The following is a 25,182-nucleotide window of genomic DNA, read 5'->3' on the forward strand; positions in this document are numbered from 1 at the left end:
ATTCAGGCAACGCGTGAAATATCAGTGATTTGGCGTAGTGGCTGATGGCTTCACCTGTGAGATTTTTTGTGTATACTAAGCTCCGATAAAGCTTGAAGTTGTGGTTGTTATACTTTGATTTTAAATAAAAAATTATTGAGAAAGTCAGACTTGCCTCTATGGAATGGTTTAAACGACAAAAGAACAAGCAGCAAGTGGGTATCAGTTATACCGATATGCATGTCAGCACTGTCGCCTTGACGCCGCCATCCGAAGGGGCCAAGCCGGTGGTGTCATTTGCCGCGGTTGAGCAGGTGCCGCTGCATGCAACGTCCACATTGCGTCACTTTGTGACCAAAAATGACCTTAAAGCTTTGCCATGCAACCTGGTGCTCAATGTTGACCAATACAATATTGTGCAGATTGATAAACCGAATATGCCGGACAACGAGGTAAAACCTGCGCTGCGCTGGAAGTTGAAAGGTTTGCTGGACTATTCGGTCGAGCAAGCGGTCGTCGATGGCATTGATGTGCCGGTAGACCCTTCTTACGCTAACCGCCAGCCATTGATGTTGGCGATTTGCGCTAAAAAAGCCATTGTTTCTGCGGTGGGTAATCAATTGTCCGAAGCGGGTTTTAATGTGAGGTCAGTGGATGTCCATGCGCTGGTGCAGCGCAATATTGCCCATTTGCTGGAGCATGAAGACCGTGCGCTGGTGATGCTTAGCATTTTGCCGCGCGGCTGCTTGCTGACGTTCACTGCCAAAGGTGAGTTGTATCATGCGCGTTTGATCGAGCTGGATAGAGACTTTTTGAATGATCGCGGCGAGCTGTTTAAAAGTAACTTTGACAAACTGGTGCTTGAGTTACAGCGTTCGCTGGACAGTTTCGACCGTCAGTTTCCTTACCTGAGCCTCAATCGCCTGGTGGTGGCACCGGTGGCTAATCGCGATTACCTGGTCAGCGGTTTGAGTTCCAGCCTCTATGTCCCGGTGAATGTGTTTAACCTGGAAGATATTGTCGAGCTGCCTGCGGATCAGGATTACTCCAGCCTCGAGAAACAAGCCATGTTGTTGCCAGCCTTGGGCGCGGCCTTGCGCCAGGAGATGGCGGCATGAGTCAGCAGATTAACCTGTTTGAAGGCGGGCTGGTTAAGTCCAAAGACTGGTTCACGCTGCCTGTGGTCGCCTTGGTCTATGCGTTGGCTGCTGGTGTGATGTTTTACCTGTTTACCGGCCTTGAAGCAGAGAGCGCCGCATTGCAAACGCAACGCAATCAGGCTGTAGCGCAATATGAAACCATGCAGAAAAAAGTGGATGCGTTTGCCCAGCAAGTGACGCCGGTGGATAACAGCAAACTGGAGGCCGAGTTGAAGAGTCTTAACGGCCGCTTTGATATGCAGTCACAGATACTGGTAATTTTCCAGCAATCTATTTCTGACAAAGCGAGCCATCTGGTGGATTACATGCGAGCGCTCACAGCGCAACAGCAACCAGGATTATGGTTAACCGGTTTTCGCATTGAGCCTGCTGCGCAACATGTAACATTGAACGGACAGGCGTTGCATTCTGAAGATATCCCTTTATATCTGGACTTGTTATCTGCGCAGCGTGTTTTTGAAGGCACACAGTTCGCAGGCATTCAGTTCAAGCAAACCGATTTGCACCGAACACAAGTGGCTGCAACACCAGCGACAGCCCCACAGGCGGCTACGCCAAGACCGGGGGGGGCGACAGAAACCCCAGCCATAGCAGGCAAAGAGGCTGCCCAAGCGGCTGCGAATACCAATGCAGCACCGGTCACGACTACGGCACCAGTGGCAGCTGCAGACGTGACTTTGCAAGTGTATGCTTTTGAAGTAAAGGGCCAGGATCTGCAAAACAAGGCTAGGCGCGAAACTACGGTTAGTTGGGATGAGTTTGTCCGCCAAACAACGCAATCACCAGCCAAGCAGCCTTAGAAAGAATGACGCATGCGATTTGAACAATTACAAACAGTCAGTCATAAATGGATAGCGCTTTCCCAGCGCGAGCGCTGGATGATTTTTGGTGCTGGTTTGTTTGCCGTGGTTGGCTTGATGGATACTTTTTTGCTGGAACCGCAGCGTGCGCAATTGGTGAGCACCCAGCAAGAGATCGTTAAAATCCAGAACGATACCGCCACGTTAACCGAGCAAATGACTACCATTGCCAAACAGGCTGCACCGCAGCCAGCGAGCAATGCTTTTCAGCATCAGATTGACGAGGCTAAGCAGAAGATTGCCAGTCAGGCGGCTGATTTGGTCAAAGTGTCTTCTTATATGGTGCCGCCGCAGGAGATGGTGGCCTTGTTGAAGAAGTTGCTGCAAAAACACACTGATGTGCAGGTCGCTGAAATGCAGACACTGCCTGTGATCGACTTTATCGAAAAGCAGAGAAAGCAATTGCAGGCACAAGCCGATCCTACGTCAGGAAGTGCTACGCCGACCAACGCTGAAGAGGTGTGGAAGAACGTGCCGCATGTGTATCAGCATGCGGTGAAGATGCGCTTGAAAGGCAAGTATTTTGACCTGATGGCCTATGCCCAATCGTTAAAAGCAATTGGCCAGACTTTGGCATGGGAAAACGCAGAGTTGAAGGCCGAATATCCGGAAAGTGAATTAACGGTTCAGGTGTATACCCTGAGTGGTGAAAATGCATGGTTGGGGATTTAGCATGCGCTGGTTAATAACAATATTGATGATGGTCATGGCGCAGATAGCGGTGGCGGATGACGTAATGGGTGGCATGGTTGATCCAACCAAACCGCCTGCGTCAGTGATGGATTATTTTCCCAATGCCCAGGCTCAAACCGAGGGGCTTTGGGAGCTGACTGCGATACAGGAAAACGGTAAGGCTGGTTTTGCGGTTGTAAATGGCCAAATGGTACAAGTAGGTGGTAATTATGAAGGCTTTAAACTGACTTCTGTGAAAAACCGGCAAGCGGTGTTTATCAGCAAGGCGGGTGAGAAAAAAGTGGTGGGTATGGGTTTGTCTAGCTTTATGGAACATACAACACCCCAAGCCAGTGTGAAAAAAGACAAACAGGCCAAAAGGGTTAAAAAACCAGGCCAGAAGATTGCTAAATAAAGTGACAAACACTTGCTGGTCCCGCCTGATAGGACCAGCAGGGGAACATCAATAGAGAGACTGCTATGAAAACATTTGTGAATACCTTGGGTTTGATGGTGATAGGTGCCGGGTTGGCTGGATGTACCAGCAATCCGTTTGCGCCAACCAATCCATCAATTAATCCTAAAATTCAGAGCGAATTGGCGACATCAGCAGCCAAGGCCCAAGCACAAGTGGCGCCACCGCCGAAAGAGGTCACAGATGAGTTGTTTGAACCGCTCAAAATTGAACCGCCCAAGGCACTGGCTAAGCGTGTAGAGCCACGGTTTGACCTGGTGGTCAATAAAGCCCCGGCCGCTCAGGTGCTCATGGGTATTGTGTCTGGAAGCCCTTACAGCATTGCCTTGAGCCCCGAGCTAAAAGGTGAGATTTCAATCAACTTGCGCGATGTGACCTTGTTTGAAGCGCTCAATGCCTTGCGTGATTTGTATGGCTATGAGTACAAAATGAATGGCAAGCAGATTTTTGTTGAACCGCAAACCTTGCAGACTCGCGTGTTCCAGGTCAACTACATTACCGGTGCGCGTAGAGGCACGTCAGCGACGCGCGTGACTTCTGGCACCGCCAGTGGCTCAGGCGCCGGTGGTGCGGCCGGGGTGGCTGGTCAGGCTGCCGCTATGACAGGCACGGGAACTGGCACAGGGACTGGAACCGGAGCGGCAGGAGCTTCCGGTGCCTCTAACCTTCAAGTGTATGCTTCCGATGTGAGTATGCGCACCAATAATGACTTCTGGGATGAGATTGCCGGTTCGCTGAGCAGTCTGGTTGGCGAAGAAAATGGCCGTAAAGTCGTCATTAACGCGCAGTCTGGCTTGATTATGGTGAAAGCCATGCCTAAGGAAATCCGCCAGGTTGAGAAGTTTTTGAGCCTGATGCAGGTGACCGTAGACCGTCAGGTGATTCTGGAAGCCAAAATTATCAAGGTGCAATTAAACAGAAATTCGCAACAAGGGATTAACTGGGCAGCCGCACGATTCACGCGTGGTAGAGATGTCACGTTTGGAAATATTAATGGTAACAGTACCATAGCCCAGGATGGTGCTATTACTAATGGTACGGTGACAGCCTCACCAAGCTTGGTCCCTGCTGCTTTGGCTAACAGTTCACCTGTTTCGCTTGGTGGTTCAGTATTTGCACTTGCAGTCCAAGGCAAAGGTTTTTCTGCATTACTGACGTTTTTGGAAACGCAGGGCAATGTGGAAGTGCTTTCCAGCCCGCGTATTGCGACGATTAACAACCAGAAGGCTGTGCTCAAAGTGGGTAACGATGCCTTCTATGTGACCAATGTGAAGACCAACGTGACTACCACTACTGGCGGTGCAATTGTGACGCCGGATATCCAGTTGCAACCTTATTTTTCTGGCATCTCGCTTGATGTCACGCCGCAAATTGATAAAGACGATAATATCATTCTGCACGTACATCCATTTGTGAGTGATGTGACGCAAGTCAACCGTACGGTGACGCTATCAAGCGCCAACGGCGGTACCTATACTATTCCAACGGCCTCCTCCAACATTAACGAAACGGATAGTATTGTGCGTACCAAAGATGGCAGTGTGATTGCCATTGGTGGCCTGATGTCGGAAACCGTCGACAATACACGCACTAAAGTGCCAGGGTTGGGGGACGTGAAATTCCTGGGTAATTTGTTCCGCCAGAAAGAGTTGGCCAGCATCAAAACTGAACTGGTGATTTTACTGAAATCTACCGTGGTGCGCAGCGGCGATAACTGGGCGCAAGATATGCTTGAAAGTCAGGAACGCGTTGATAAACTGCAGAGTGATACCAGTTTTTAGGAGCGGGCATGTACCTGCAGCATTTTGGCTTGAAGGAGTATCCGTTTACCATCACCCCGGATACCAGCTTTTACTACGCTACACGTAGCCTGCAAGAGGCGCTGAATACGCTATTGATTGCGATTCAGTCTGGTGAAGGCTTCGTGAAAATCACTGGCGAAGTCGGCACCGGCAAAACGCTGCTGTGCAGGCGCCTGCTCAAGGCGCTTGAGTCTAGTTGCATGGTGGCTTTTATTCCCAACCCTTACCTGGATCCGCACGCCTTGTTAATGACGCTGGCCACCGAGTTTGGGGTGGCCTTCAAGCCTGATTTTACCCACCACGATATGATAGACGCGCTGAACCGCAAATTACTCACTTTTGCGGACGAAGGGCGACATGTGGTGGTGTGCCTGGATGAAGTGCAGGCCATGCCATTGGAAACGCTGGAAGCCTTGCGTTTGTTGAGTAACCTCGAAACTGAAAAGCGCAAGTTGATCCAGGTGGTGATTTTTGGCCAGCCCGAACTCGAAGAGCGTATCAATCATCCTTCTATCCGTCAGTTACGCCAGCGCATAGGCTTTGAATATCACCTCAAGGGCTTGCAATGGTCCGAGTTGGGTTTTTACCTGAATCACCGCATGCATATTGCCGGTTATCAGGGCGGCATGATTTTTACGCCTGCCAGCATGCGTTTGCTCTACCGCTATGCCAATGGCATTCCACGCTTACTGAATATCCTGGCGCATAAGTCCTTGTTGTCAGCGTTTGGTCGTGGCCAGCAAGGGGTGTCTGCAGAGGATGTGCGGGCGGCCATTATGGATACGCAAGCCAGTGTCAAGGCACAGCACCGTTGGCTGGGGCATGGTTTTAAATGGTGGCTGACGCTGCATACGGCTCTGGCAGGTCTGGGTCGTTAGTCTGAATATTGGGGAAGCCCTTGAGCTTAATTAATCAGGTATTACAAAACGTTGAGGCCCGTCAGGGCGGCGCAGCCACGGATGGCTGGGCCGGGCAGGTCAAGCCTGTGTTGTCGCATCAGGCGACTTCTGGTGGCTGGGTGAAGCGCTTAGTGTGGGGCCTGGTATTGCTGGCGTTGGCTGGCTGGTTGTTGACAATGAATTGGCCTATGCTGGCCGCCCGACTTCATACTGGCCAACAGACAGTTTCGTCCCAGCAACCGACGGTTGTTGCTGCTGCTGTCACACCTGCAGTGCCTGTGCGGGATGCTGCTACGCCGGATGTGCATCCTGCCTGGACGCCACCGCAACTCACCAAGTCATTATTTAGTGCATGGCAATCTGAAACTGACAGCCCTGTGGCTACGCGTGTCAAACCAGTCACGCCTGCCCAGCCAGTGCCTGCTAAAACCGGCGTCGCGCCGCAAATAGAAGGCGAGTTTACGATCAAGCCTGCCGCCCAGGCAGGTGCCAATCCTGTGGTGTCTGCCATTGAGCCGCCTTTGGACGTGGCCAATGCGCTCAAGCCCGCTAGAGCCGAGGACGAGTCTGGCCCGAAAGGCATCGTCAACAAGCAGATACGCCCGGAACAGGAAGTGAATGTACAGATTCAGCGCGCGGTAGACCAGGAGCAGAAAGGGCGCCTGAACGAGGCGCTGGGGATATTGCGCCAGGTATTGAGTACTTCGCCACAATCCGAGGATGCGCGGCAACTCTTGGCGGCCTATTTGTTCGAGTCTAAGCAAGAACAGGAAGCGGTGGCGGTCTTGCAAAGCGGGATTAAACAATTCCCCGGGCAAATCGGTTTGTCCAAGTCGCTGGCCAAGTGGCAGATGGCACGCGGTCAGTCAGAGGCGGTATTGCAAACACTGAAACCTGCCGCCAACCTGTTCATACAAGATGCCGAAGTGCAATGGATGCTGGCCATGGCCTATCAGCAAACTGGCCAGCACGCGGCCGCCTTGCCTCACTTTGAGCGTGCGATCACGCTACGGCCTGGGCATGCACCGTGGATTGTGGCGTATGCTATTTCCCTGCAAGCGGCAGGCCAGCCTGCGCAAGCCTTACAACAACTGCAACAGGCGTATAACCTGCCTTTAAGCGATCGGCTGTCAGAGTTTGTCGGGCAACGTATCCGCCAACTGGGCGGCACGGCCGTCGTGCGTAGCGAATAAGGTTATTCATGCTTTAGGGTGCGCGCCAGCACCACGGCGGTCACCCGCGTCGCTCCCGCCTGTTTTAATACCTTGGCCACCGCGTGCATGCTGGCGCCCGTCGTCATCACATCATCCACAATCACCACATGTTGACCTTGCCATGATTGCCGCGTGGCAAATGCGTCACGCAGGCTGCGGGTTCTGGTTTTCATGTCCATGCCGGCCTGGGTCGGGGTATCCAGTATGCGCATGCATCCTTCATTATCCAGCGGGATTTTCCATGGTTGCTGCACTTGCTTTGCCAGTTCCAGCGCATGGTTAAACCCACGTTCTTTCACGCGGTTGAGATGCATGGGCATGGCGATCACGACTTGTGGTGCTGGTATTGGTAAGCGCGGTAATTGCGCCAGCAGGGCATTAGCTAGCAAGTGCCCCAGGGGAAGTTGTTGATGGTATTTGAATTGATGTAATAGCCGGTCTAAGGGATAAGCATAGCGGAACGGCGCGAAGGTATGGTCGAACGCTGGCGCATGTTGCAGGCAAACACCACACAATGCCCCCGATATATTAGGCAGTGCGCATTGCGGGCAATGTGGCGAGTGGTACCAGGGTAATAAATCAAAGCAATGGCTGCAAAGCGGGAGCGAGGTGGGGCTGTGCGCATTGGCTGGCGCATCACACAGCACACAGGGCAGGGCGGATCCTAGCCAGCGCTGACACTGTCGATAGAAGTGGGTTTGATTAAATTTTAATCTATTGTAAAAATTTTTCACGTCATATTTTAAACAACATATAATTCGCCCGGATTATTCATACAATTTTATTGCGTGGTACTTATGGAACAACACACTTCTGCTGCCGGTTGTAGCAGCGAAATACAAACCTCTGTTATTAACCTCGATGGCTTGAAACCGTCGTCTGCCTGCTACCCTACGGTGGAGCGTTGGCAGGTAGCAGACATCATGGCACTGTTTGAGTTGCCATTCAATGACTTGCTAGATCGGGCACACACCGTGCACAGAGAACACTTCGACCCGAATGCGGTGCAAGTGAGTACCTTGCTGTCGATTAAAACCGGCGGCTGTTCAGAGGATTGTGGCTATTGCCCACAGGCTGCGCGCTACCACACCGAGGTGGAAAATGAGCCGTTGATGAAACTGGACGACGTGTTGGCCGCGGCCAAAGCGGCTAAAGACAGTGGCGCCAGCCGTTTCTGCATGGGTGCCGCCTGGCGTGGTCCCAAGCAGCGCGATCTTGAACCTGTGCTAAAGATGATTTCTGAAGTGAAGGCGATGGGGCTGCAAACCTGTGCCACGCTGGGTATGCTCAAAGATGGCCAGGCCGAGCAATTGAAAGAGGCAGGGCTGGATTATTACAACCATAACCTGGACACCGCACCAGAGTTTTACGGTGACGTGATTACTACCCGTACTTACCAGGATCGCCTGGATACCCTGGACCGTGTGCGCAGCATGAATATCAATGTGTGTAGCGGCGGCATTATCGGCATGGGTGAAACCCGTGCCCAACGCGCGGGCCTGGTTGCGCAACTGGCCAATATGGAGCATCCGCCAGAGAGCGTACCGATTAACTTGCTGACCCAAGTGGAAGGCACGCCATTGCATGGTACGGACCCACTGGATCCGCTGGAGTTTGTGCGTACCATCGCGATTGCACGTATCACTATGCCAACCAGCTTTGTGCGTTTGTCTGCAGGCCGTCAGAGCATGGGTGAGGCCGTGCAGGCGCTATGCTTCCATGCCGGCGCTAACAGTATTTTCTACGGTGAGAAATTACTCACGACCGGCAATCCTGAAGTCGAGTCAGATAATGCCCTGTTTGCCAAACTGGGCCTGAAGAAAATCTAATGAGCGATTTGCTGGAGTCCTTACGCGCCGACCTCGACAAGCGGCAAACACTGGGCCTGATGCGCCAGCGTCGTTTGCTGGATTCGCCGCAGGCCGAGCATATTACGGCCAACGGTCAGCCATTTTTGTCGTTTTGCAGCAATGATTACCTGGGCCTGGCCAACGATGCCGCGCTTGTCACTGCGCTGCAAGCCGCGGCGGCAGAGGCGGGCGTGGGCAGTGGTGCCTCCAATTTAATCACTGGCCACCACCGTTACCATGACCAGTTAGAGCAGGCATTGGCAACGTTTGTCGGCCAACCGGCTGCCTTGCTGTTTTCGACGGGGTATATGGCCAATATCGGCGTCGTCAGTGCCTTGATGGGCCGTGATGATGCCGTATTTTCCGATAAGCTCAACCATGCCTGCCTTAATGACGGTGCCTTTTTGTCACGTGCCACACATCACCGCTTTGCGCACAACGATGTGGCTGCGCTGGAAAAGCTGTTGCAAGCCAGCACGGCGCGCCACAAACTGGTGACGGCTGATGCCGTGTTTAGTATGGACGGCGATATTGCACCGCTGACTGCTTACCTTGAACTGTGTGAACGCTACGATGCCTATCTGTATGTGGATGATGCGCACGGTTTTGGTGTGCTAGGCCCGCAAGGCCGCGGTTCGCTCAAACACCTGGGCTTGCAGTCGCCACGTTTAATCATGATGGGGACGCTAGGCAAGGCCGCGGGCGTGGCTGGGGCATTTGTCGCCGGTGAAAAGATTGTCATCGACTACCTGATTCAATACGCCAATAGCTATATCTACACCACCCCGGCGCCGCCACCGTTGTCAGCCGCCTTGCTGGCTTCGGTCAAGGAAATCGAACACGGCGACGCGCGTAGAAAACAATTGTTTGACATGATTGCCTTGCTCAAAAGTGAGCTGTCACTCTCACGCTGGCACCTGCTGCCTTCTGAAACGGCGATTCAGCCCTTGGTCGTGGGCGATACCCATGAGGCGCTGGCATTGAGCCAATACCTGCAGGCACGTGGCATTCTGGTGCCTGCCATTCGTCCGCCCACCGTGCCAGCAAATACCTCACGTTTGCGTATTTCACTCTCGACTGCGCACAGTGAGGACAATGTACGGGCACTGATTGCCGCTTTGCATGCCGCCGAGCGCGACATTCCGCCCGGGGCACAGGCATGAGTTGTTTTATCGAAATCATGGGCCAAGGTAAACCATTGGTGTTGCTGCATGGCTGGGCCATGAATAGCGCCGTCTGGGAACGCGTAGTCAAGCGCCTGTCAGCCAGCTACCGCTTGTTTCTGGTCGATTTGCCCGGCATGGGCCAAAGCCGGGCCGTCTACCCCTATCATTTACACAGCCTGGCCGAAGCCGTAGCCGAGGAGATTCCTGGCGTCTCTACGATTCTGGGCTGGTCACTGGGTGGCCTGGTAGCGCAACAAATTGCGCTTAACCAGCCGGACCGTGTCGAGAAGTTAATTCTGGTCGGGACTAACCCTTGTTTTGTCAGCAAGCCAGAGTGGCCGCAAGGCATTGCAGCGCGCCACTTTGAGCAGTTTAACCAGCGGTTTGAGCAAGACTTTAATGCCACCTTGCTGAACTTTTTGACCCTGCAATGCATGCACGCCAAAGATGCCCGCGCGACCGTGCGTCAGTTACGCACGGCGTTCGCAGCTAAGCCAACACCAACGCAGGACAACTTGAACCAGGCGCTGGATATTTTGTTGCAAACTGATTTGCGTGAAGAGGTGGGCCGGATATTCCAGCCGACCTTGCTGATACACGGTGACCGCGACACGCTGGCGCCGGTGGCCGCTGCACATTGGCTGGCCATGCATTTGCAGCGCGCGCAGTTGCGCGTGATTGCCGGGGCGGCGCATGCGCCATTCTTGTCACATGCAGATGCGTTCTGCGAATCCGTCGAAGCATTTATGGCCGATGACCCGTCCGAACAGCAAGTGAGTCACTAATGCAGGATGTTTACCAGATCGACAAGTCGCGTATGCGGCAGTCGTTTCACCGTGCCGCCAAACAGTATGATGCGGCCGCCATTTTACAGCGCCAGGTGCGCGAGGAAATGCTGAGTCGCCTGGATGTGGTGAAACTCCAGCCTGAAGTCATCCTGGATGCCGGGTGTGGCACCGGCCATGGTTTGTATGCCTTGCTCGGGCAGTTTAAAAAAGCACAAGGCATTGCGCTGGATATTGCCGAAGGCATGCTGGCACGCAGCCGTGCCTTATTTCCCTGGTATCAGTTCTGGCGGGCGAAACCACGCTTTGTCTGTGCTGATATTGAGTCACTGCCCTTGGCGACCGCCAGTGTCGATATGGTATGGTCTAACCTGGCGGTGCAGTGGTGTAATGATCTGGATGCTGCCTTGCAGGAATGGCGCCGCGTATTGCGACCGAATGGCCTGCTGATGTTTGCCACGCTAGGGCCGGATACGCTCAAAGAATTGCGCGCTGCGTCTGGTGCCGACCATACCCATGTTAGCCGGTTTATTGATATGCATGATATTGGTGATGCCCTCACCCGCGCTGGTTTCAGTGCGCCAGTGCTGGACGTGATGCATTACACCTTAACGTATGACACAGTGGAATCCCTGATGCGTGACCTCAAGGCCATCGGCGCACATAACGCCACCGCTGGCCGTGCCAAGGGCCTGAGCGGAAAAGGATTTTTACAGCAGCTGCGACAAGGCTATGAAGCGTTCCGCCACGAAGGCAAGCTGCCAGCCACTTATGAGGTCGTGTTTGTACATGCCTGGACCGGCAGCCAGCCTTATACTGCGCCCGGCGCCAGCCCGGTCCAGTTTATGCCACGCAAAGGCAGCTAAAGGGAACGTATGCACGCGCTGCCACGCCATTTTTTTGTCACCGGCACCGATACCAGTGTAGGTAAAACAACGGTCACCGTGCGCTTGATGCAGCAGCTGGTGGCGCAAGGCTTGACCGTCATTGGCATGAAGCCGGTGGCGTCTGGTTGTGAGTGGGTGGATGGACGTTGGCAAAACGACGACGTATTGCAGTTGACTGCAGCTTCTAATGTCAGTGCGCCCGCTGAGTTGATCAATCCCTATTGTTTTGAGCCCGCCATTGCACCGCATATCGCCGCCGCCCAGGCTGGCGTGGAGATCGACTTTAACGTGATTCGCGCGGCCTATGAGCAACTCACAACCATGGCCGATGTGGTGATTGTGGAGGGGGCTGGCGGTTTGCTGGTGCCACTCAACGCTACCCAAACCATTGCTGATTTAATTCAGGCACTCAGTCTGCCTGCGCTGGTGGTGGTGGGCATGCGGCTGGGCTGTATTAATCATGCGTTGCTCACGGCGCAGGTGCTCAAGCAACGGAATATCGATTTTTGTGGCTGGGTGGCGAACAATATAGACCCGCAGATGTCCGTGCCACAAGAAAACTTGCAGAGCCTGATCACCGGCTTGCAACAGCCCCCTATGCTGCAAGTTCCGTTTCAGGAGTCACTTCACTGATGGACCAGTCACTGCTCACCCGTATTGAGTTGCGCGCGCCGGTACCGCCGATGACGCGCTTGCTGATCACATTAAACGTGCTGGTGTTCGTGGTGATGCTGTTTGGTGGGGCAGGTTTTTGGCATTCACCGAATACCGTACAACTGACCTGGGGCGCCAATTTTGCCCCGGCCACTGCCGATGGCCAGTGGTGGCGACTGGCAAGTGCGATGTTTCTGCACTTTGGCGCCTTGCATCTGGGCATGAATATGCTGGCCCTGTGGGATGGCGGCAAGCTGGTCGAGCGCATGTTTGGTGCTGTCCGTTTTGTGGTGATTTACCTGGTCAGTGGCGTTGGTGGCAACCTGCTGTCGCTGGTCATTCAAGGCAATGATGCTGTATCGGGTGGCGCTTCTGGGGCTATTTTCGGGATTTATGGCGCGCTGCTGGTGTATGTCTGGTTTGGCAGAAAGCAAATGCAGGCACAGGAATTCCGCTGGTTGTTCTGGGGTGCGTTGCTGTTTTCTGCCCTGACCATTGCCATGGGCTACATCATTCCAGGTATTGATAATTCGGCGCATATTGGTGGCTTTGTCACTGGCATGGTGATGGCAACGCTTTTGCTACCGGTCACCATCGTTCCCAGTAAACAATTAACACTGACGCAATGGTTAGCGGTCGTATCATGGGTGGTAGCGCTGTTTGTCTTGGTGACCCATTTGCCTACGCCCAAATATCGCTGGCAACAAGAGGTCGCGATACAAAAGCAGGTGCAAAAGCTCAATCAGGTGGACCAGAAAGCGCAGCAGAAATGGCGGCAGATCATACTGGAAGGCCGTGAGGGCAGTGTCAGCTTTGATGACATGGCGGCGCAGATTGACGCACAGGTCGCCACGCCTTATGAAGAAAGCTTTGAAAAGCTATCAGCGTTACCGGAAGATCCTAATTTGCCGTCTGCGGCGTTGTTAGAGCAGGCTAAAGCCTATGCCTTGCAACGCAGTGAAGCCAGCAAAGCGGCCGCAGACAAGTTACGCAATGTGCCGTTTATGCCGGGTAAGCCTGCGACGCCCTAAGCGCGTGAGCCGCCAGGCGGTGTGGCTGCAATCACCCTGGCTTCAGGGTAGCTGACTTGTGTGGCCGCCATTTGCTGCACGAAGGCTTTGGCATTGGCTGCCCAGGGCTGTGTCGTCAGGTTTTCCAGCATCTCTTGCAGGGCGTGGTTCATGCTGTCTTGGCTGAATGGTGAAGCTAATACCTTGCCCGCCTGTGCTGCCGTGATATAGCTGGCATAACCACAGACTTCGGTCACCAGTAATGGCAGACCTGCCGTCATCGCTTCAATCAACACGATCCCGGCCAGTTCCGAACGTGCTGCATGCACCAGCAGGTCGCAACCCAGCATCAGTGCGGGGATATCCGGACGGCCACCGGCTTCTATGCAACGGTCAGCCACACCACGTTGTTCGGCATAGGCCCGCATATTGCTGCTGGACTCAAACTCACCCACTGCGAGTAACCAGCAGCGCTGTTTCAGGGGCTCAGGCAGGCTACTCAATGCGTCTATGGCACGGTCTACGCCTTTACGCACAAAGGCTGAGCCAACCGTGAGTAACACCATGGCGTCTGCTGGCAGGTTAAACGTCGTGCGTACATAGGCGCGATAATCCTGTGCTGGCAAGCTGGCAAACCGCTGTAACGGAATGTTGGGTGGCATCAGGTGGAAGCGGGCGTGATCGGTACCATACCAGTGGTGAAAGACGGTTTGATCATGCTGGTTAAGCAGCAGGATATGTGTGGCAGACGCTGTGCCAAACACCGCTTGTTCCATCGCAGAAAAGAAGCGATAGCGACCGGACAGTTTTTTATACCAGGGCTCATGGTGCATGCGTTTGGCGTAGCAGGGGTCTGCCGCAAAATACACATCCAGCCCCGGCATGCGGTTAAAACCGACCACGCGGTCAAAATTCCCTTGCGCCACGGCTTGCTGCATTTGCCGGATCAATGACTGATGGCGGTGATGATTCAGCCAGCCACGGGCTTTTAACAAGTGGACATCAATGCCTGGTGGCAAGTCGCCACGCCATTCACCGGTAAAAATCGTGACCTCATGACCGAGGGCGACGCAGTCTCTGGCAATGCGCAGCATATCGCGCTGCACACCGCCGTAAGGAAAGTATTTGAATATGAGAAACGCAAACTTCATGCGATGGCATTGTATGCGAAAATAGCGGCCATGAAACGCATCCTGATTGTCAAAACCACCTCCATGGGCGACGTGATCCATGCCCTGCCTGTTGTTGAGGATATCCTGCAGCATTTTCCTGATGCGCACATCGACTGGCTGGTAGAAGAAAGTTTTGCCGATATTCCGCGCCTGCATCCGCGTGTGCAGCAGGTGTTTACCGTGGCCGTGCGCCGCTGGCGCAAACAATGGTGGCGCCGCCAGACCTGGCGCGAAATTGCTGCGGTCAAACAGGCGGTTGCTGCCCAGTCTTATGATCTAGTGCTGGATTTACAAGGCTTGCTGAAAAGCGCTGTCATGGCGACGTGGGCGCGTGGACCACGTCATGGTTACGACAAGCACTCCATTCGCGAGCCATTGGCCAGCCGTTTTTACCAGCATCAGTATGCCATCCCTTATCGCCAGCACGCGGTGGTGCGTATGCGCACACTGGCGGCAATGGCACTCGGTTATGCCGTGCCGCAAAACAAGCCTGCTTATGGGCTGGTGAGTGTGGGGAAACACGCGCAGGCTGCGGCTTTTCTGGCGCTGCATGCGACCAGCCGCGATAGCAAATTATGGCCTGAAGAATACTGGGTCGCTTTAGGACAACACTATGCCAGGCAAGGCTTGCATATGTGGTTGCCTTGGGCCAGCGATAGCGAAAAAGCGCGTGCTGAACGCATTGCGGCACACGTGCCGCAAGTCCTGGTGCTGCCCAAGTTGGGCCTGCAGCAGTTAGCCAGCCAGATGCCGCAAGTGCGTTTTGCCGTGGGGGTGGATACCGGGTTGTCACACCTGGCTGCCGCACTGGATATTCCAATTGTTGCTCTGTATACCGATACCGAGCCTGCGTTGACGGGTGTGGCGGGCGGGCGCGTGGCGCCTGCAGTTAATTTGGGCGGCAAGGCGCAGGTGCCTGAGGTGGCCACGGTCATCGCGCAGTTATCAGCGATGCGCGTGGCTGTCAGCATTTAAAAAATCATACACAAATTCACGCTTTACCCTTGAAATCAGTAGGGACATCCCCAACATTGGAAAAATATTGAAATGGTTTCGGTGAAACTGTCTCAGGATGAATAGGATTGAATAAGAAGGGGAGCTTCATGCAAGAACCAAATACACCTTCCGAGGTGAACACCAACGAACCGGCCGTAAACGATGCGGCGCAGGCTATTCCAGCAGATACCAACGAAGCGCGCATTGCTGAACTGGAAGCTGCGCTGGAAGATGCCAAGGCGCAAGTGCTCTATGTGAAAGCCGAAGGTGAAAATATCCGCCGCCGTGCTTCTGATGATATTGATAAGGCACGTAAGTTTGCGCTGGAAAAATTCAGTGGCGAGTTGCTGGCGGTGAAGGATAGCCTGGATGCCGCTTTGGCTGTAGAGAGCGAAGAAGTCGCCAGTTATAAAAACGGCGTAGAACTGACCGCTAAACAATTATTGAGCGTATTTGAGAAATTCAATATTGCCGAGATTAATCCGGTGGGTGAAAAGTTTGACCCGAACAAGCACCAAGCCATCAGCATGGTGCCAGCCGAAGGCGAGCCGAACACGGTATTGAGCGTGTTGCAAAAAGGCTACAGCCTGAATGAGCGTGTGCTGCGCCCGGCATTGGTGACCGTGATACAGGCAAAATAAACCATAGCAAGAATAGGGACTTGAAATCTGATCAGGTATCCCAATTATTAGAACATCGGTATTGAGATCAACGAATTGTAAGGATTAAACAATATGGCAAAAATTATTGGTATTGACTTGGGGACAACCAACTCCTGCGTCGCTGTGATGGAAGGCGGCAAACCACGCGTGATTGAAAATGCAGAAGGTGCACGTACCACCCCTTCTATTATCGCTTATCAGGAAGATGGCGAGATTTTGGTCGGTGCACCGGCAAAACGCCAGGCCGTGACCAACCCTAAAAACACTTTGTTTGCGGTGAAGCGTTTGATTGGCCGCCGTTTTGACGAAAAAGAAGTACAAAAAGACATCGACCTGATGCCTTATACCATCGCTAAAGCTGACAACGGTGACGCATGGGTAGAAGTACGTGGCAACAAACAGGCGCCACCGCAAATTTCTGCTGAAGTATTGCGCAAAATGAAGAAAACTGCCGAAGATTACCTGGGCGAAGAGGTGACCGAGGCCGTGATTACTGTGCCTGCTTACTTTAACGACAGCCAACGTCAGGCGACTAAAGATGCAGGCCGTATCGCTGGCCTGGACGTGAAACGTATCATCAACGAGCCTACCGCTGCTGCTTTGGCATTTGGTATGGACAAACAAGAAGGCGACCGCAAGATTGCGGTTTACGACCTGGGTGGCGGTACGTTTGATATTTCGATTATCGAAATTACTGAAATCGATGGCGAACACCAGTTTGAAGTGTTGTCTACCAACGGTGACACTTTCCTCGGTGGTGAAGACTTCGATAACCGCATCATTGACTTTTTGGCTGATGAGTTCAAAAAAGAAAACGGTTTGGACCTGCGTAACGACTTGCTGGCTAAACAGCGTTTGAAAGAAGCCGCTGAAAAAGCCAAGATCGAATTGTCTGGCGCACAGCAAACTGAAGTGAACTTGCCATACATCACGGCAGATGCGACGGGTCCTAAGCACCTGGTGGTGAAAATCACCCGTGCCAAACTGGAATCCCTGGTTGAAGAGTTGATCGAGCGCACGATTGCGCCTTGTAAAACCGCCTTAAAAGATGCTGGCGTGTCTCCGTCTGAGATTTCTGACGTGATTTTGGTTGGTGGTCAAAGCCGTATGCCAAAAGTGCAAGAAAAAGTGAAAGAGATCTTTGGCAAAGAGCCACGTAAAGACGTGAACCCGGACGAAGCCGTGGCTGTTGGTGCTGCGATTCAGGGTGGCGTATTGAAAGGCGACGTCAAAGACGTGTTGCTGTTGGACGTAACACCATTGTCACTGGGTATCGAGACCTTGGGCAGCGTGATGACCAAGCTGATCAAGAAAAACACCACGATTCCGACCAAGGCATCACAAGTGTTTTCAACAGCAGAAGACAACCAGAACGCTGTGACCATTCATGTGTTGCAAGGTGAGCGTGAGATGGCTGCTGGCAACAAGAGTCTGGGTCAGTTTAACCTGAGCGACATTCCACCGTCCCCACGTGGCATGCCGCAAATTGAAGTGACGTTTGACATTGATGCCAACGGTATTTTGCACGTGTCTGCTAAAGACAAGGCCACTGGCAAAGAGAACAAAATCACGATCAAGGCTAACTCTGGTTTGTCTGAAGAAGAAATTCAGCGCATGGAAGAAGATGCGGCTAAATATGCGGACGAAGACAAGAAATTGCGTGAACTGGTCGATGCCCGTAACCAGGCTGACAGCGTACTGCACAGCGTGAAAAAATCACTGGCTGAGCATGGTGACAAGATTGAGGCCGACGAAAAAGCCAAGATCGAAGACGCGATTAAAGACCTGGAAGCGGTGGCCAAGGATGGCGACGACAAAGAAGTGATCGAAGCCAAAACCAATGCCTTGATGGAAGCTTCGCAAAAACTGGGTGAAAAAGTCTACGCTGAACAACAGGCGCAGGCCAACACCGAGAGCGCGCCGCAAGCTGAAGGCGAAAAAACGGTTGAAGGCGATGTAGTGGATGCCGAGTTTGAAGAAGTGAAGAAAGACTAAGCGTGAAAGCGGCGGGTATTAACATGCTCGCCCTTTTTTCAATGATGCCGGCAAACACACTACGCTGATCGCGGGTGTGTTTGTCTTTATGGCGCAAGCGCATTAAACGGAAAAACTATGGCAGCCGCAAAAAAAGATTATTACGAAGTGTTAGGTGTAAACCGTGACGCCAGTGAAGAGGAAATTAAAAAAGCCTTTAAGAAGCTGGCCATGAAGTTTCACCCTGACCGTAACCCGGATAACCCTAAAGCTGAAGAAAGCTTTAAAGAAGCCAAAGAGGCTTATGAAATTCTGAGCGACGACCAGAAACGGGCAGCCTATGATCAATACGGTCATGCTGGCGTTGACCCTAGCATGGGTGGTGGTGGCTTTGGCGGCTTTAACTCCGGCAATTTCAGTGATGCATTCGGCGATATTTTTGGTGATATTTTCGGCGGTGCCCGTAATCAGCGTTCTAACGTATATCGTGGCGCTGACTTGCGTTACAACCTGGAAATTTCCCTCGAAGATGCCGCCAAGGGCACAGAGACCAAGATTCGCATCCCGGTGCAAACCAGTTGCGAAACTTGTCATGGTTCGGGTGCGCGTCCAGGCACCTCGCCTGTTACTTGTACCACGTGTAATGGCCATGGCCAGGTGCGCATGCAACAGGGCTTTTTCTCTGTGCAGCAAACCTGCCCTAAATGTCATGGCACCGGCAAGATGGTGAAAGAGCCTTGCCCAACCTGTCACGGTGGCGGTCGCGTTAAGCAAAACAAAACGCTCAATGTGAAGATTCCAGCAGGCGTCGACGAAGGCGATCGTATCCGCCTCAGTGGCGAAGGCGAAGCCGGCGTCAATGGTGGACCAACCGGTGACTTGTACGTTGTCGTGCATCTCAAGGAGCACCCGATTTTCCAGCGTGAAGGCGCAAACCTGCATTGCGAAATGCCGATCAGTTTTAGCACGGCGGCCTTAGGTGGGGAAATTGAAGTGCCAACGCTGGATGGTGCAGCCAAGATGAAGATCCCGGCTGAAACGCAAACCGGTAGTGTGTTCCGCTTGCGCGGTAAAGGCATCAAACCGTTGCGCTCCAGCGAGCATGGTGACCTGATGGTACATGTCGTGGTCGAAACCCCGGTGCGACTGACAGAAAAACAGAAAGAGCTGTTGCGTGAGTTTGAAAGCAGCACCCAGGCTGATGCGGGCAAACACAGCCCCAAGAATAAAAGCTGGGTAGATAAAGCGCGCGATTTCTTCAGTTAATCGTTTGTCACACGGTGGCTGATAGTCTGGCGGGTCAAACCCTGCTAAACTATCAGCCACTTATTTTTTTACCGTTTTGCGTTAAACGGTGTCTGCAAGTTGTTGTTTTTATTAAAGTTACAATTTAATAACAATTGAATTTTGTCTTTTACAATTCAGTTACAGCTTGGTCAAATTACTGCAATAACTCCTCCCTATACTGGACTCATCTTTAAACGAAACACAAAATGTTTTGTTTGATGGCTGGTTTAGTTGATTTTCAACGACTAGCATTGATTTCCTCCTGATCCAAACCCCCTTTTAACCCGCATTAGCGGGTTTCTTTTTTTCTAGCGCTACCTTTTGCACCAGTCATGATTTTGGCCGGGGTGGTCTATGCTGGCAACATCGTTTATGATGGCATGCATCGCTTGCAACATTTGATGCTTGAAAACCATGTCTGAGCAAATTCGATCATGTTGAAAATCGCCATTTTTAATCAGAAAGCGGGAGTTGGGGCGACTACCACTGCCCTCAACCTTGCCGCTGCCAGTCAACGTAAAAAACGCCAGGTCGCCTTGCTGGATATGGATCCGCAAGCGAGGCTCACCGAAATGTACAAGCATACTGGCCTCGATCTGCAACAGCACTTGTTCAAGTTTTACCAGGACGCGACGCCGCTGGATGCTTTGTGCCAGCCGTTGCGGAATGGCTTGCAATTGATTCCGGCGAGCTCTGAGTTAATGAAGGTCGATTCACAGTTTGGCCGCGGCCCGGCCACATTAAGTAGGCTTGGGCAAGGGTTGCAGGTGCTTGAAGCGGCGCAACCCGCACTGGAAGTGTTCATGGATTGCTGCCCATGTGTCGGGGTGATTTCACTGAGCGCGGTGTTTGCCAGTGACCTGGTGCTGGTGCCGGTATCCACCGATTATCTGTCTATCAATTCTGCCGTCAAAATGGATAAGGCGCTGAATGCCTTACAACCGGTATTAAAACGCAAAATACAGCGCCGCTATTTACTGACGCGTGCCGATAAACGCAAGGCGATGACCACTGAGGTGGAGCAGGAAATGCGCCGCTTGTTTGGCAGCGAGGTGCTGATCAGCAAGGTCTATGAGCACGCGACTTTGGCTGAAAGTGCGCGCATGGGGCAGCACGTGTTTGAATATGATGCCGACAGTGCAGCCGCGCAAGATTACATGGCCTTGTATTACGAGTTGCAGGATGTGATCAAGCAACTGCCGCGTCCTGAGCTGCTGGCCGCTTAAGCTACTAAGAATCCCGGCGGCTGCTCAGCCATTGCCGCCGCCAGAATACCAGTAGCATGCCCAGGGCGATCAGCAGCATCATGCCTATGGCCCACCAAAAGCCGTCGGGGTCTTTTAGCCACGGCATCTGGTCAAAGTTCATGCCAAAAATCCCGGCAATCAGCGTCGCAGGCATAAACAGCATGGCGACAACGGTCAGCGCACGTACCTCCAGATTCACCCGCTGGCTCAGGCTGGTCATGTATATATCCATCAGGCCACTTAAGGTGTCGCGAATCGCTTCCAGTGATTCTGTGAAATGCACGGTATGGTCATACAGGTCACGCAAATAAGGTACCGTTTGCGGACTGAAGAATCCGTGTTCATTACGAATCAGGCTATTCAGTACTTCACGCAGCGGCCACACCGCGCGTCGCAGTTGTATGGTCACATGTTTGAGACGGTGGATATTCTGCAAGTCTTCAGGACTAGGGCGATCCAGTAGTTGGTTTTCAAGTTGTTCGGCATCTTCATTAATGGCTTCCAGCACCTGGAAATAACGCTCCATCAGGCTATCTAGCAGGGCGTAGCATAAATAGTCAGGGCCGCTCTGGCGCAGTAAGGCCTGGCCCTGGCGTAAGCGTTCGCGTACCGGCTCAAAGCTGCCAGAAGGCCTTTCCTGGAAAGTAAGCAGCCACTCACGTCCCAAAGCCATGCTGATTTGTTCTGAGCTGACACTGAGGTTTTCTGCATCGTAGTAAAACAGGCGTGTTTCGAGAAATAGGTAGTCCGGGTAAGTGTCCAGCTTTGGCCGCTGTTCGGTATTTAAAATATCATCCAGTACCAGCGGGTGCAATTTGAAACGACGGGCAACGGCTTGCAATAAGGGAATATCAAGCACGCCATGCACATTAATCCATGCGACATGCCCGGCGGGTGCTTGCCAATTCACGATCTCTTGCATGTTCAACTGCGCTGAGAGGATGTCTTGTGCGTTGTAACAAATTTTATGGATACAGGCAGCAGGCAAGGGCGGACCTGCAGGGTTCTCGATGAGTGCCGGATTGTCGGCGCCCAGCAGTCTGTGCTTACGGTGCGTATGTTTACGTTTTGCCATTGTCGTCCCAGTTAGAAATGCCGTTCCAGCATAAGCGTTCACTGGCTGGAAATCAACCCGGGAGCAGGTGGCTGGCCAGTCTATGCTAAAATAAAGAAAATTATTCAGTGGGAAAATCGCATGTCTGGCAATACCATCGGTACCTTGTTTACCTTGACCTCGTTTGGCGAGTCACACGGCCCTGGCATTGGCGGCATTGTCGATGGTTGCCCACCGGGCCTAGAGTTAAGTGCGGCTGATTTGCAAATCGACCTCGACCGCCGCAAACCTGGTACGTCACGCCATGTTACCCAGCGCGCAGAAGCTGACGAAGTGGAAATTTTGTCTGGTGTATTTGAAGGTAAAACGACCGGCACGCCGATTGGCTTGTTGATTCGCAACACTGACCAGCGTTCGCAAGATTACAGCAAAATCATGGATACGTTCCGCCCCGGCCATGCAGATTATACCTATACGCAAAAGTACGGCATTCGTGATTATCGTGGTGGTGGCCGCTCTAGTGCGCGTGAAACCGCTGTGCGCGTGGCGGCTGGTGCGATTGCCAAAAAATGGCTCAAGCAGCAATATGGCGTGCAGATTCGCGGTTATTTAAGCCAGATTGGCGAAATCAAGATTCCTTTTGTGAGCTGGGATGCACTGACGCAAGAAGGTAATGCCTTCTTCTCGCCCAATGTCGACATCTTGCCTCAACTCGAAGCTTATATGGACCAGATCCGCAGCGAGCGTGACTCGGTAGGTGCACAGATTACTGTCGTGGCCGAGAAAGTACCGGTCGGCTTGGGTGAGCCTGTATTTGACCGCCTGGATGCGGATATTGCGCATGCCATGATGGGTATTAACGCCGTCAAAGGTGTAGAAATCGGTGCTGGTTTTGCTTCAATTGCCCAGCGTGGTAGCGTGCACAGCGATGAGCTGACACCTCAAGGCTTTGCTACCAATCATGCCGGGGGCATTCTGGGTGGCATCTCCAGTGGCCAGGACATTGTCGTCAATGTCGCGTTCAAGCCAACGTCCAGCATCCCGCAACAGCGTCATTCTATCAACCAGGCAGGTGAGGCGGTGATGATGCAAACCACTGGTCGCCACGACCCATGTGTAGGCATCCGTGCAACGCCAATCGTGGAAGCCATGCTGGCGCTGGTGCTGATGGATCATGCCTTGCGCAACCGTGGCCAGAATGCAGACGTGCATTCCAAGGTGCCGACGCTGTAATGTCTTTCAACGCCCAGGCACAGGCTTGGGCGATATTTACCAACGCGCGAGTATGTTATGAGTCACGCTTTACACTTTAATCTCTCGCGCTTCTATTTTATCTATTACTTCTTTGTCGGCGCGTTTGTCCCTTACTGGGGTTTGTACCTGACATCAGAATCCTTTTCCCCGGCAGACATCGGCATCCTCATGTCGCTGTTCCAACTCAGTCGCATCATTGCGCCTAACCTGTGGGGCTGGCTGGCCGACCATACCCGGCAGCGTGTACGCTGGATCCGTGTGACAGCGTTTCTGGGCCTGCTGGGATTTATTGCCATTTTCTGGGCACATGACTTCACCACCATGTTTGTGGTGATGATTGCTCTCAGCCTATTTACCAGCTCGACCTTGCCGCTCTCCGAGTCTTTGGTCCTCGCACATCTGGCCAGCACTAATGGCCATTACAGCAAGATCCGTTTATGGGGCTCATGGGGATTTATCGTCGCTTCGGTGTTGCTAGGCTATCTGACTGACTGGTTTGGCATTGGCAGCCTGCTCTGGTTTATCCTGCTGGTGCAATGTACCTTGTTTGGGCTGACGTGGAAGCTGCCTGAAGCCCATGTGCCACCGCATGCACATGATGATTTTTCGGTCTGGCAAATCTTAAAGCAACCTGCAGTGCTATCGCTGCTGATAGGCTGCGCCATGATGGTGACGGCACATGGCCTGATGTATAACTTCTACTCTATCTACCTGGCTGAGCATGGCTACAGCAAGGGCATGATAGGCTGGTTGTGGGGGCTGGGCGTGATTTGTGAGATCGGCATTTTTATGAAAATGCCGTGGATCATGGCACGCTTTAAGCTCAAAACTATTTTACTTACAAGTTTACTCATAGGCGTGGTGCGTTTCACCATGATGGGGCAGGTGCCGGATCAGCTCTGGCTGTTATTGCTGGCGCAAACCATGCATGCGTTTACCTTTGGCAGTTTCCATGCGGCTTCGGTCGAGGTGGTCACGCAATACTTTAATGGCCGCCACCAGGCTAAAGGGCAGGCCATTTATAACAGTGTGGCGTATGGCGTTGGCGGCGCATTGGGCGGCTTGCTGGGGGGGTTTGCGTTGGAATATTTAGGCGGGCAGTTAACGTTTACGCTGGCAGCGTTGTTTCCGTTATTGGGCGCCATGGTCGTGGCGGCAGGATTACGCCTATCGCAACCATATGCGCGTCAGGGGATGTTTAGTCATTAATGCAGCATCAATAAAAATAGCCCGCATGCGGGCTATTTTTATTGGATTACATCGCTGAATTAATTGACGCGTTTATCACGCTCAATCAATGCATAGGCGCTGTGGTTATGGATAGATTCAAAGTTTTCTGACTCGACCACATATTTCACAATGCGTTTTTCATCGTTGAGTTGTGCCGCCACATCGCGCACCATGTCTTCCACAAATTTTGGATTGTCATAGGCACGCTCGGTGACAAACTTCTCGTCCGGGCGCTTGAGCAAGCCATACAACTGACAAGAGGCCTGGTCTTCAATCAGGGTGATCAGGTCTTCCAGCCACATGAATTCATTGAGCAGGGCTGTCACAGTGACATGTGAGCGCTGGTTGTGCGCGCCGTAGTCTGAAATCTTCTTGCTGCATGGGCACAGGCTGGTCACCGGCACCATCACCTGCACAGTGATTTCAAACTTGCCGTTTTTGATTTCGCCAATAAAGGTTACTTCGTAATCCAGCAGGCTTTTGACGCCGGAAACAGGCGCTGCCTTGTTGATAAAGTAAGGGAAGCGCATTTCCACATAGCCGGACTCTGCTTCCAGGCGCTCGACCATCTGGCGCAAAATGGTTTCGAATGAGTCGATAGAAATCGCGTGCTCGTTCATGTTTAAAATCTCGACAAAACGAGACATGTGCGTGCCTTTGAAGTTGTGCGGCAAATGCACATACATATCAAACATGGCAACGGTATGCTGTTCGCCACCCGTTTTGTCTTTGACAATCACTGGGTGACGTATGGATTTGATACCGACTTTGTTGATATCCAGTCTACGCACGTCCGGCGTATTCTGTACATCTTCAATCGTTGTTGGGATCACGGGTTGATTCATCAGGGTTCCATCGCGGGGTTTCCCGCCTGTTAATTAATAGTTGAGTTT

The 25,182-nt window shown here is 52.7% G+C and carries 24 protein-coding genes; 20 read left to right on the forward strand and 4 right to left on the reverse strand.

The annotated features are described in order from the left end of the window. Positions 1 to 158: 158 nt before the first annotated feature. From INP79_RS02790 to INP79_RS02820, 7 genes are all read left to right on the forward strand, one after another. Positions 159 to 1,097: a hypothetical protein gene (locus INP79_RS02790; RefSeq protein WP_194752826.1), complete on the forward strand. Its 939-nt coding sequence runs from the start codon at positions 159 to 161 to the stop codon at positions 1,095 to 1,097. After that, complete coding sequence (locus tag INP79_RS02795) at positions 1,094 to 1,939, forward strand: PilN domain-containing protein (protein ID WP_194752827.1); 846 nt, start codon at positions 1,094 to 1,096, stop codon at positions 1,937 to 1,939. Before INP79_RS02790 ends, INP79_RS02795 begins: the two co-directional genes overlap by 4 nt. A 12-nt stretch (positions 1,940 to 1,951) precedes the next feature. Then, positions 1,952 to 2,671, forward strand: coding sequence for a type II secretion system protein GspM (gene gspM / locus INP79_RS02800; protein WP_194752828.1), 720 nt, complete (start codon positions 1,952 to 1,954; stop codon positions 2,669 to 2,671). Between the two features lies 1 nt (position 2,672). Next, positions 2,673 to 3,086, forward strand: coding sequence for a hypothetical protein (locus tag INP79_RS02805; RefSeq protein ID WP_194752829.1), 414 nt, complete (start codon positions 2,673 to 2,675; stop codon positions 3,084 to 3,086). Between the two features lie 65 nt (positions 3,087 to 3,151). Beyond that, positions 3,152 to 4,927, forward strand: a complete 1,776-nt coding sequence (gene mshL, locus INP79_RS02810; RefSeq protein WP_194752830.1) for a pilus (MSHA type) biogenesis protein MshL — start codon at positions 3,152 to 3,154, stop codon at positions 4,925 to 4,927. An 8-nt stretch (positions 4,928 to 4,935) separates the two neighbouring features. Then, on the forward strand, positions 4,936 to 5,826 hold the full coding sequence (locus INP79_RS02815; protein WP_194752831.1) for an ExeA family protein: 891 nt from the start codon (positions 4,936 to 4,938) through the stop codon (positions 5,824 to 5,826). A 20-nt stretch (positions 5,827 to 5,846) separates the two neighbouring features. Continuing rightward, entirely contained in the window at positions 5,847 to 7,040 is a 1,194-nt protein-coding gene (locus INP79_RS02820) for a M48 family metallopeptidase (RefSeq protein WP_194752832.1), read from the forward strand. Between the two features lie 2 nt (positions 7,041 to 7,042). On the opposite strand, the gene INP79_RS02825 is transcribed toward INP79_RS02820, so the two are convergent. Next, a complete protein-coding gene (locus INP79_RS02825; RefSeq protein WP_194752833.1) occupies positions 7,043 to 7,795 on the reverse strand; it encodes a ComF family protein in 753 nt (250 codons plus the stop codon). A 63-nt stretch (positions 7,796 to 7,858) separates the two neighbouring features. On the opposite strand from INP79_RS02825, the gene bioB reads away from it, so the two are divergent. Genes bioB through INP79_RS02855 form a run of 6 tightly spaced genes read left to right on the forward strand, consistent with a single transcriptional unit; the run spans position 7,859 to position 13,434 of the window. Beyond that, positions 7,859 to 8,890: a biotin synthase BioB gene (gene bioB / locus INP79_RS02830; protein ID WP_194752834.1), complete on the forward strand. Its 1,032-nt coding sequence runs from the start codon at positions 7,859 to 7,861 to the stop codon at positions 8,888 to 8,890. Beyond that, positions 8,890 to 10,074 (forward strand): 8-amino-7-oxononanoate synthase, encoded by a 1,185-nt coding sequence (bioF, locus tag INP79_RS02835; protein WP_194752835.1) that lies wholly within the window; start codon positions 8,890 to 8,892, stop codon positions 10,072 to 10,074. The genes bioB and bioF overlap by 1 nt, the downstream gene beginning before the upstream one ends. Further along, positions 10,071 to 10,862 (forward strand): pimeloyl-ACP methyl ester esterase BioH, encoded by a 792-nt coding sequence (gene bioH / locus INP79_RS02840; RefSeq protein WP_194752836.1) that lies wholly within the window; start codon positions 10,071 to 10,073, stop codon positions 10,860 to 10,862. Before bioF ends, bioH begins: the two co-directional genes overlap by 4 nt. Then, positions 10,862 to 11,728, forward strand: coding sequence for a malonyl-ACP O-methyltransferase BioC (bioC, locus tag INP79_RS02845; RefSeq protein WP_194752837.1), 867 nt, complete (start codon positions 10,862 to 10,864; stop codon positions 11,726 to 11,728). The genes bioH and bioC overlap by 1 nt, the downstream gene beginning before the upstream one ends. 9 nt (positions 11,729 to 11,737) lie before the next feature. Next, entirely contained in the window at positions 11,738 to 12,382 is a 645-nt protein-coding gene (gene bioD, locus INP79_RS02850; RefSeq protein ID WP_194752838.1) for a dethiobiotin synthase, read from the forward strand. Continuing rightward, positions 12,382 to 13,434, forward strand: coding sequence for a rhomboid family intramembrane serine protease (locus INP79_RS02855; RefSeq protein WP_194752839.1), 1,053 nt, complete (start codon positions 12,382 to 12,384; stop codon positions 13,432 to 13,434). The genes bioD and INP79_RS02855 overlap by 1 nt, the downstream gene beginning before the upstream one ends. On the opposite strand, the gene INP79_RS02860 is transcribed toward INP79_RS02855, so the two are convergent. Further along, positions 13,431 to 14,564, reverse strand: coding sequence for a glycosyltransferase family 4 protein (locus INP79_RS02860; protein WP_194752840.1), 1,134 nt, complete (start codon positions 14,562 to 14,564; stop codon positions 13,431 to 13,433). The genes INP79_RS02855 and INP79_RS02860 overlap by 4 nt on opposite strands. 3 nt (positions 14,565 to 14,567) lie before the next feature. On the opposite strand from INP79_RS02860, the gene waaC reads away from it, so the two are divergent. The 5 genes from waaC to INP79_RS02885 all read left to right on the forward strand — a co-directional run bounded on the left by waaC (position 14,568) and on the right by INP79_RS02885 (position 20,730). Next, positions 14,568 to 15,560: a lipopolysaccharide heptosyltransferase I gene (waaC, locus tag INP79_RS02865; RefSeq protein WP_194752841.1), complete on the forward strand. Its 993-nt coding sequence runs from the start codon at positions 14,568 to 14,570 to the stop codon at positions 15,558 to 15,560. A 128-nt stretch (positions 15,561 to 15,688) separates the two neighbouring features. Then, on the forward strand, positions 15,689 to 16,222 hold the full coding sequence (gene grpE / locus INP79_RS02870) for a nucleotide exchange factor GrpE (RefSeq protein WP_194752842.1): 534 nt from the start codon (positions 15,689 to 15,691) through the stop codon (positions 16,220 to 16,222). A 93-nt stretch (positions 16,223 to 16,315) separates the two neighbouring features. Continuing rightward, positions 16,316 to 18,238, forward strand: coding sequence for a molecular chaperone DnaK (dnaK, locus tag INP79_RS02875; protein ID WP_194752843.1), 1,923 nt, complete (start codon positions 16,316 to 16,318; stop codon positions 18,236 to 18,238). 117 nt (positions 18,239 to 18,355) lie between these two features. Beyond that, positions 18,356 to 19,483, forward strand: a complete 1,128-nt coding sequence (dnaJ, locus tag INP79_RS02880; protein ID WP_194752844.1) for a molecular chaperone DnaJ — start codon at positions 18,356 to 18,358, stop codon at positions 19,481 to 19,483. Between the two features lie 455 nt (positions 19,484 to 19,938). Continuing rightward, the gene (locus INP79_RS02885) at positions 19,939 to 20,730 is read left to right on the forward strand and encodes a ParA family protein (protein ID WP_194752845.1); all 792 of its coding nucleotides are present in this window, start codon (positions 19,939 to 19,941) and stop codon (positions 20,728 to 20,730) included. A 4-nt stretch (positions 20,731 to 20,734) separates the two neighbouring features. Here INP79_RS02885 and corA read toward each other — a convergent pair whose 3' ends face one another. Then, positions 20,735 to 21,826, reverse strand: a complete 1,092-nt coding sequence (corA, locus tag INP79_RS02890; RefSeq protein WP_194752846.1) for a magnesium/cobalt transporter CorA — start codon at positions 21,824 to 21,826, stop codon at positions 20,735 to 20,737. Between the two features lie 120 nt (positions 21,827 to 21,946). Here corA and aroC point away from each other — a divergent pair, with 120 nt between their 5' ends. Beyond that, a complete protein-coding gene (gene aroC / locus INP79_RS02895; RefSeq protein WP_194752847.1) occupies positions 21,947 to 23,038 on the forward strand; it encodes a chorismate synthase in 1,092 nt (363 codons plus the stop codon). A 57-nt stretch (positions 23,039 to 23,095) separates the two neighbouring features. Beyond that, positions 23,096 to 24,268: an MFS transporter gene (locus INP79_RS02900; protein WP_194752848.1), complete on the forward strand. Its 1,173-nt coding sequence runs from the start codon at positions 23,096 to 23,098 to the stop codon at positions 24,266 to 24,268. A gap of 59 nt (positions 24,269 to 24,327) precedes the next feature. Here the strand turns inward: INP79_RS02900 and folE2 are convergent, their stop codons facing one another. Further along, complete coding sequence (gene folE2, locus INP79_RS02905) at positions 24,328 to 25,134, reverse strand: GTP cyclohydrolase FolE2 (protein WP_194752849.1); 807 nt, start codon at positions 25,132 to 25,134, stop codon at positions 24,328 to 24,330. Positions 25,135 to 25,182 lie beyond the last annotated feature (48 nt).

It is taken from the genome of Methylophilus sp. QUAN, assembly GCF_015354445.1.
Lineage (GTDB): Bacteria > Pseudomonadota > Gammaproteobacteria > Burkholderiales > Methylophilaceae > Methylophilus.

What these genes read in the sequence shown, in the direction of transcription:
- bioH (WP_194752836.1), top strand. Translation starts at nt 10,071, where the DNA reads ATGAGTTGTTTTATCGAAATCATGGGCCAAGGTAAACCATTGGTGTTG.
- waaC (WP_194752841.1), top strand. Translation starts at nt 14,568, where the DNA reads ATGGCATTGTATGCGAAAATAGCGGCCATGAAACGCATCCTGATTGTC.
- INP79_RS02805 (WP_194752829.1), top strand. Translation starts at nt 2,673, where the DNA reads ATGCGCTGGTTAATAACAATATTGATGATGGTCATGGCGCAGATAGCG.
- INP79_RS02885 (WP_194752845.1), top strand. Translation starts at nt 19,939, where the DNA reads ATGTTGAAAATCGCCATTTTTAATCAGAAAGCGGGAGTTGGGGCGACT.
- dnaK (WP_194752843.1), top strand. Translation starts at nt 16,316, where the DNA reads ATGGCAAAAATTATTGGTATTGACTTGGGGACAACCAACTCCTGCGTC.
- folE2 (WP_194752849.1), bottom strand. Translation starts at nt 25,134, where the DNA reads ATGAATCAACCCGTGATCCCAACAACGATTGAAGATGTACAGAATACG.
- INP79_RS02795 (WP_194752827.1), top strand. Translation starts at nt 1,094, where the DNA reads ATGAGTCAGCAGATTAACCTGTTTGAAGGCGGGCTGGTTAAGTCCAAA.
- gspM (WP_194752828.1), top strand. Translation starts at nt 1,952, where the DNA reads ATGCGATTTGAACAATTACAAACAGTCAGTCATAAATGGATAGCGCTT.
- INP79_RS02815 (WP_194752831.1), top strand. Translation starts at nt 4,936, where the DNA reads ATGTACCTGCAGCATTTTGGCTTGAAGGAGTATCCGTTTACCATCACC.
- corA (WP_194752846.1), bottom strand. Translation starts at nt 21,826, where the DNA reads ATGGCAAAACGTAAACATACGCACCGTAAGCACAGACTGCTGGGCGCC.
- bioF (WP_194752835.1), top strand. Translation starts at nt 8,890, where the DNA reads ATGAGCGATTTGCTGGAGTCCTTACGCGCCGACCTCGACAAGCGGCAA.
- INP79_RS02860 (WP_194752840.1), bottom strand. Translation starts at nt 14,564, where the DNA reads ATGAAGTTTGCGTTTCTCATATTCAAATACTTTCCTTACGGCGGTGTG.
- bioD (WP_194752838.1), top strand. Translation starts at nt 11,738, where the DNA reads ATGCACGCGCTGCCACGCCATTTTTTTGTCACCGGCACCGATACCAGT.
- INP79_RS02900 (WP_194752848.1), top strand. Translation starts at nt 23,096, where the DNA reads ATGAGTCACGCTTTACACTTTAATCTCTCGCGCTTCTATTTTATCTAT.
- dnaJ (WP_194752844.1), top strand. Translation starts at nt 18,356, where the DNA reads ATGGCAGCCGCAAAAAAAGATTATTACGAAGTGTTAGGTGTAAACCGT.
- INP79_RS02790 (WP_194752826.1), top strand. Translation starts at nt 159, where the DNA reads ATGGAATGGTTTAAACGACAAAAGAACAAGCAGCAAGTGGGTATCAGT.
- bioC (WP_194752837.1), top strand. Translation starts at nt 10,862, where the DNA reads ATGCAGGATGTTTACCAGATCGACAAGTCGCGTATGCGGCAGTCGTTT.
- INP79_RS02855 (WP_194752839.1), top strand. Translation starts at nt 12,382, where the DNA reads ATGGACCAGTCACTGCTCACCCGTATTGAGTTGCGCGCGCCGGTACCG.
- grpE (WP_194752842.1), top strand. Translation starts at nt 15,689, where the DNA reads ATGCAAGAACCAAATACACCTTCCGAGGTGAACACCAACGAACCGGCC.
- mshL (WP_194752830.1), top strand. Translation starts at nt 3,152, where the DNA reads ATGAAAACATTTGTGAATACCTTGGGTTTGATGGTGATAGGTGCCGGG.
- aroC (WP_194752847.1), top strand. Translation starts at nt 21,947, where the DNA reads ATGTCTGGCAATACCATCGGTACCTTGTTTACCTTGACCTCGTTTGGC.
- bioB (WP_194752834.1), top strand. Translation starts at nt 7,859, where the DNA reads ATGGAACAACACACTTCTGCTGCCGGTTGTAGCAGCGAAATACAAACC.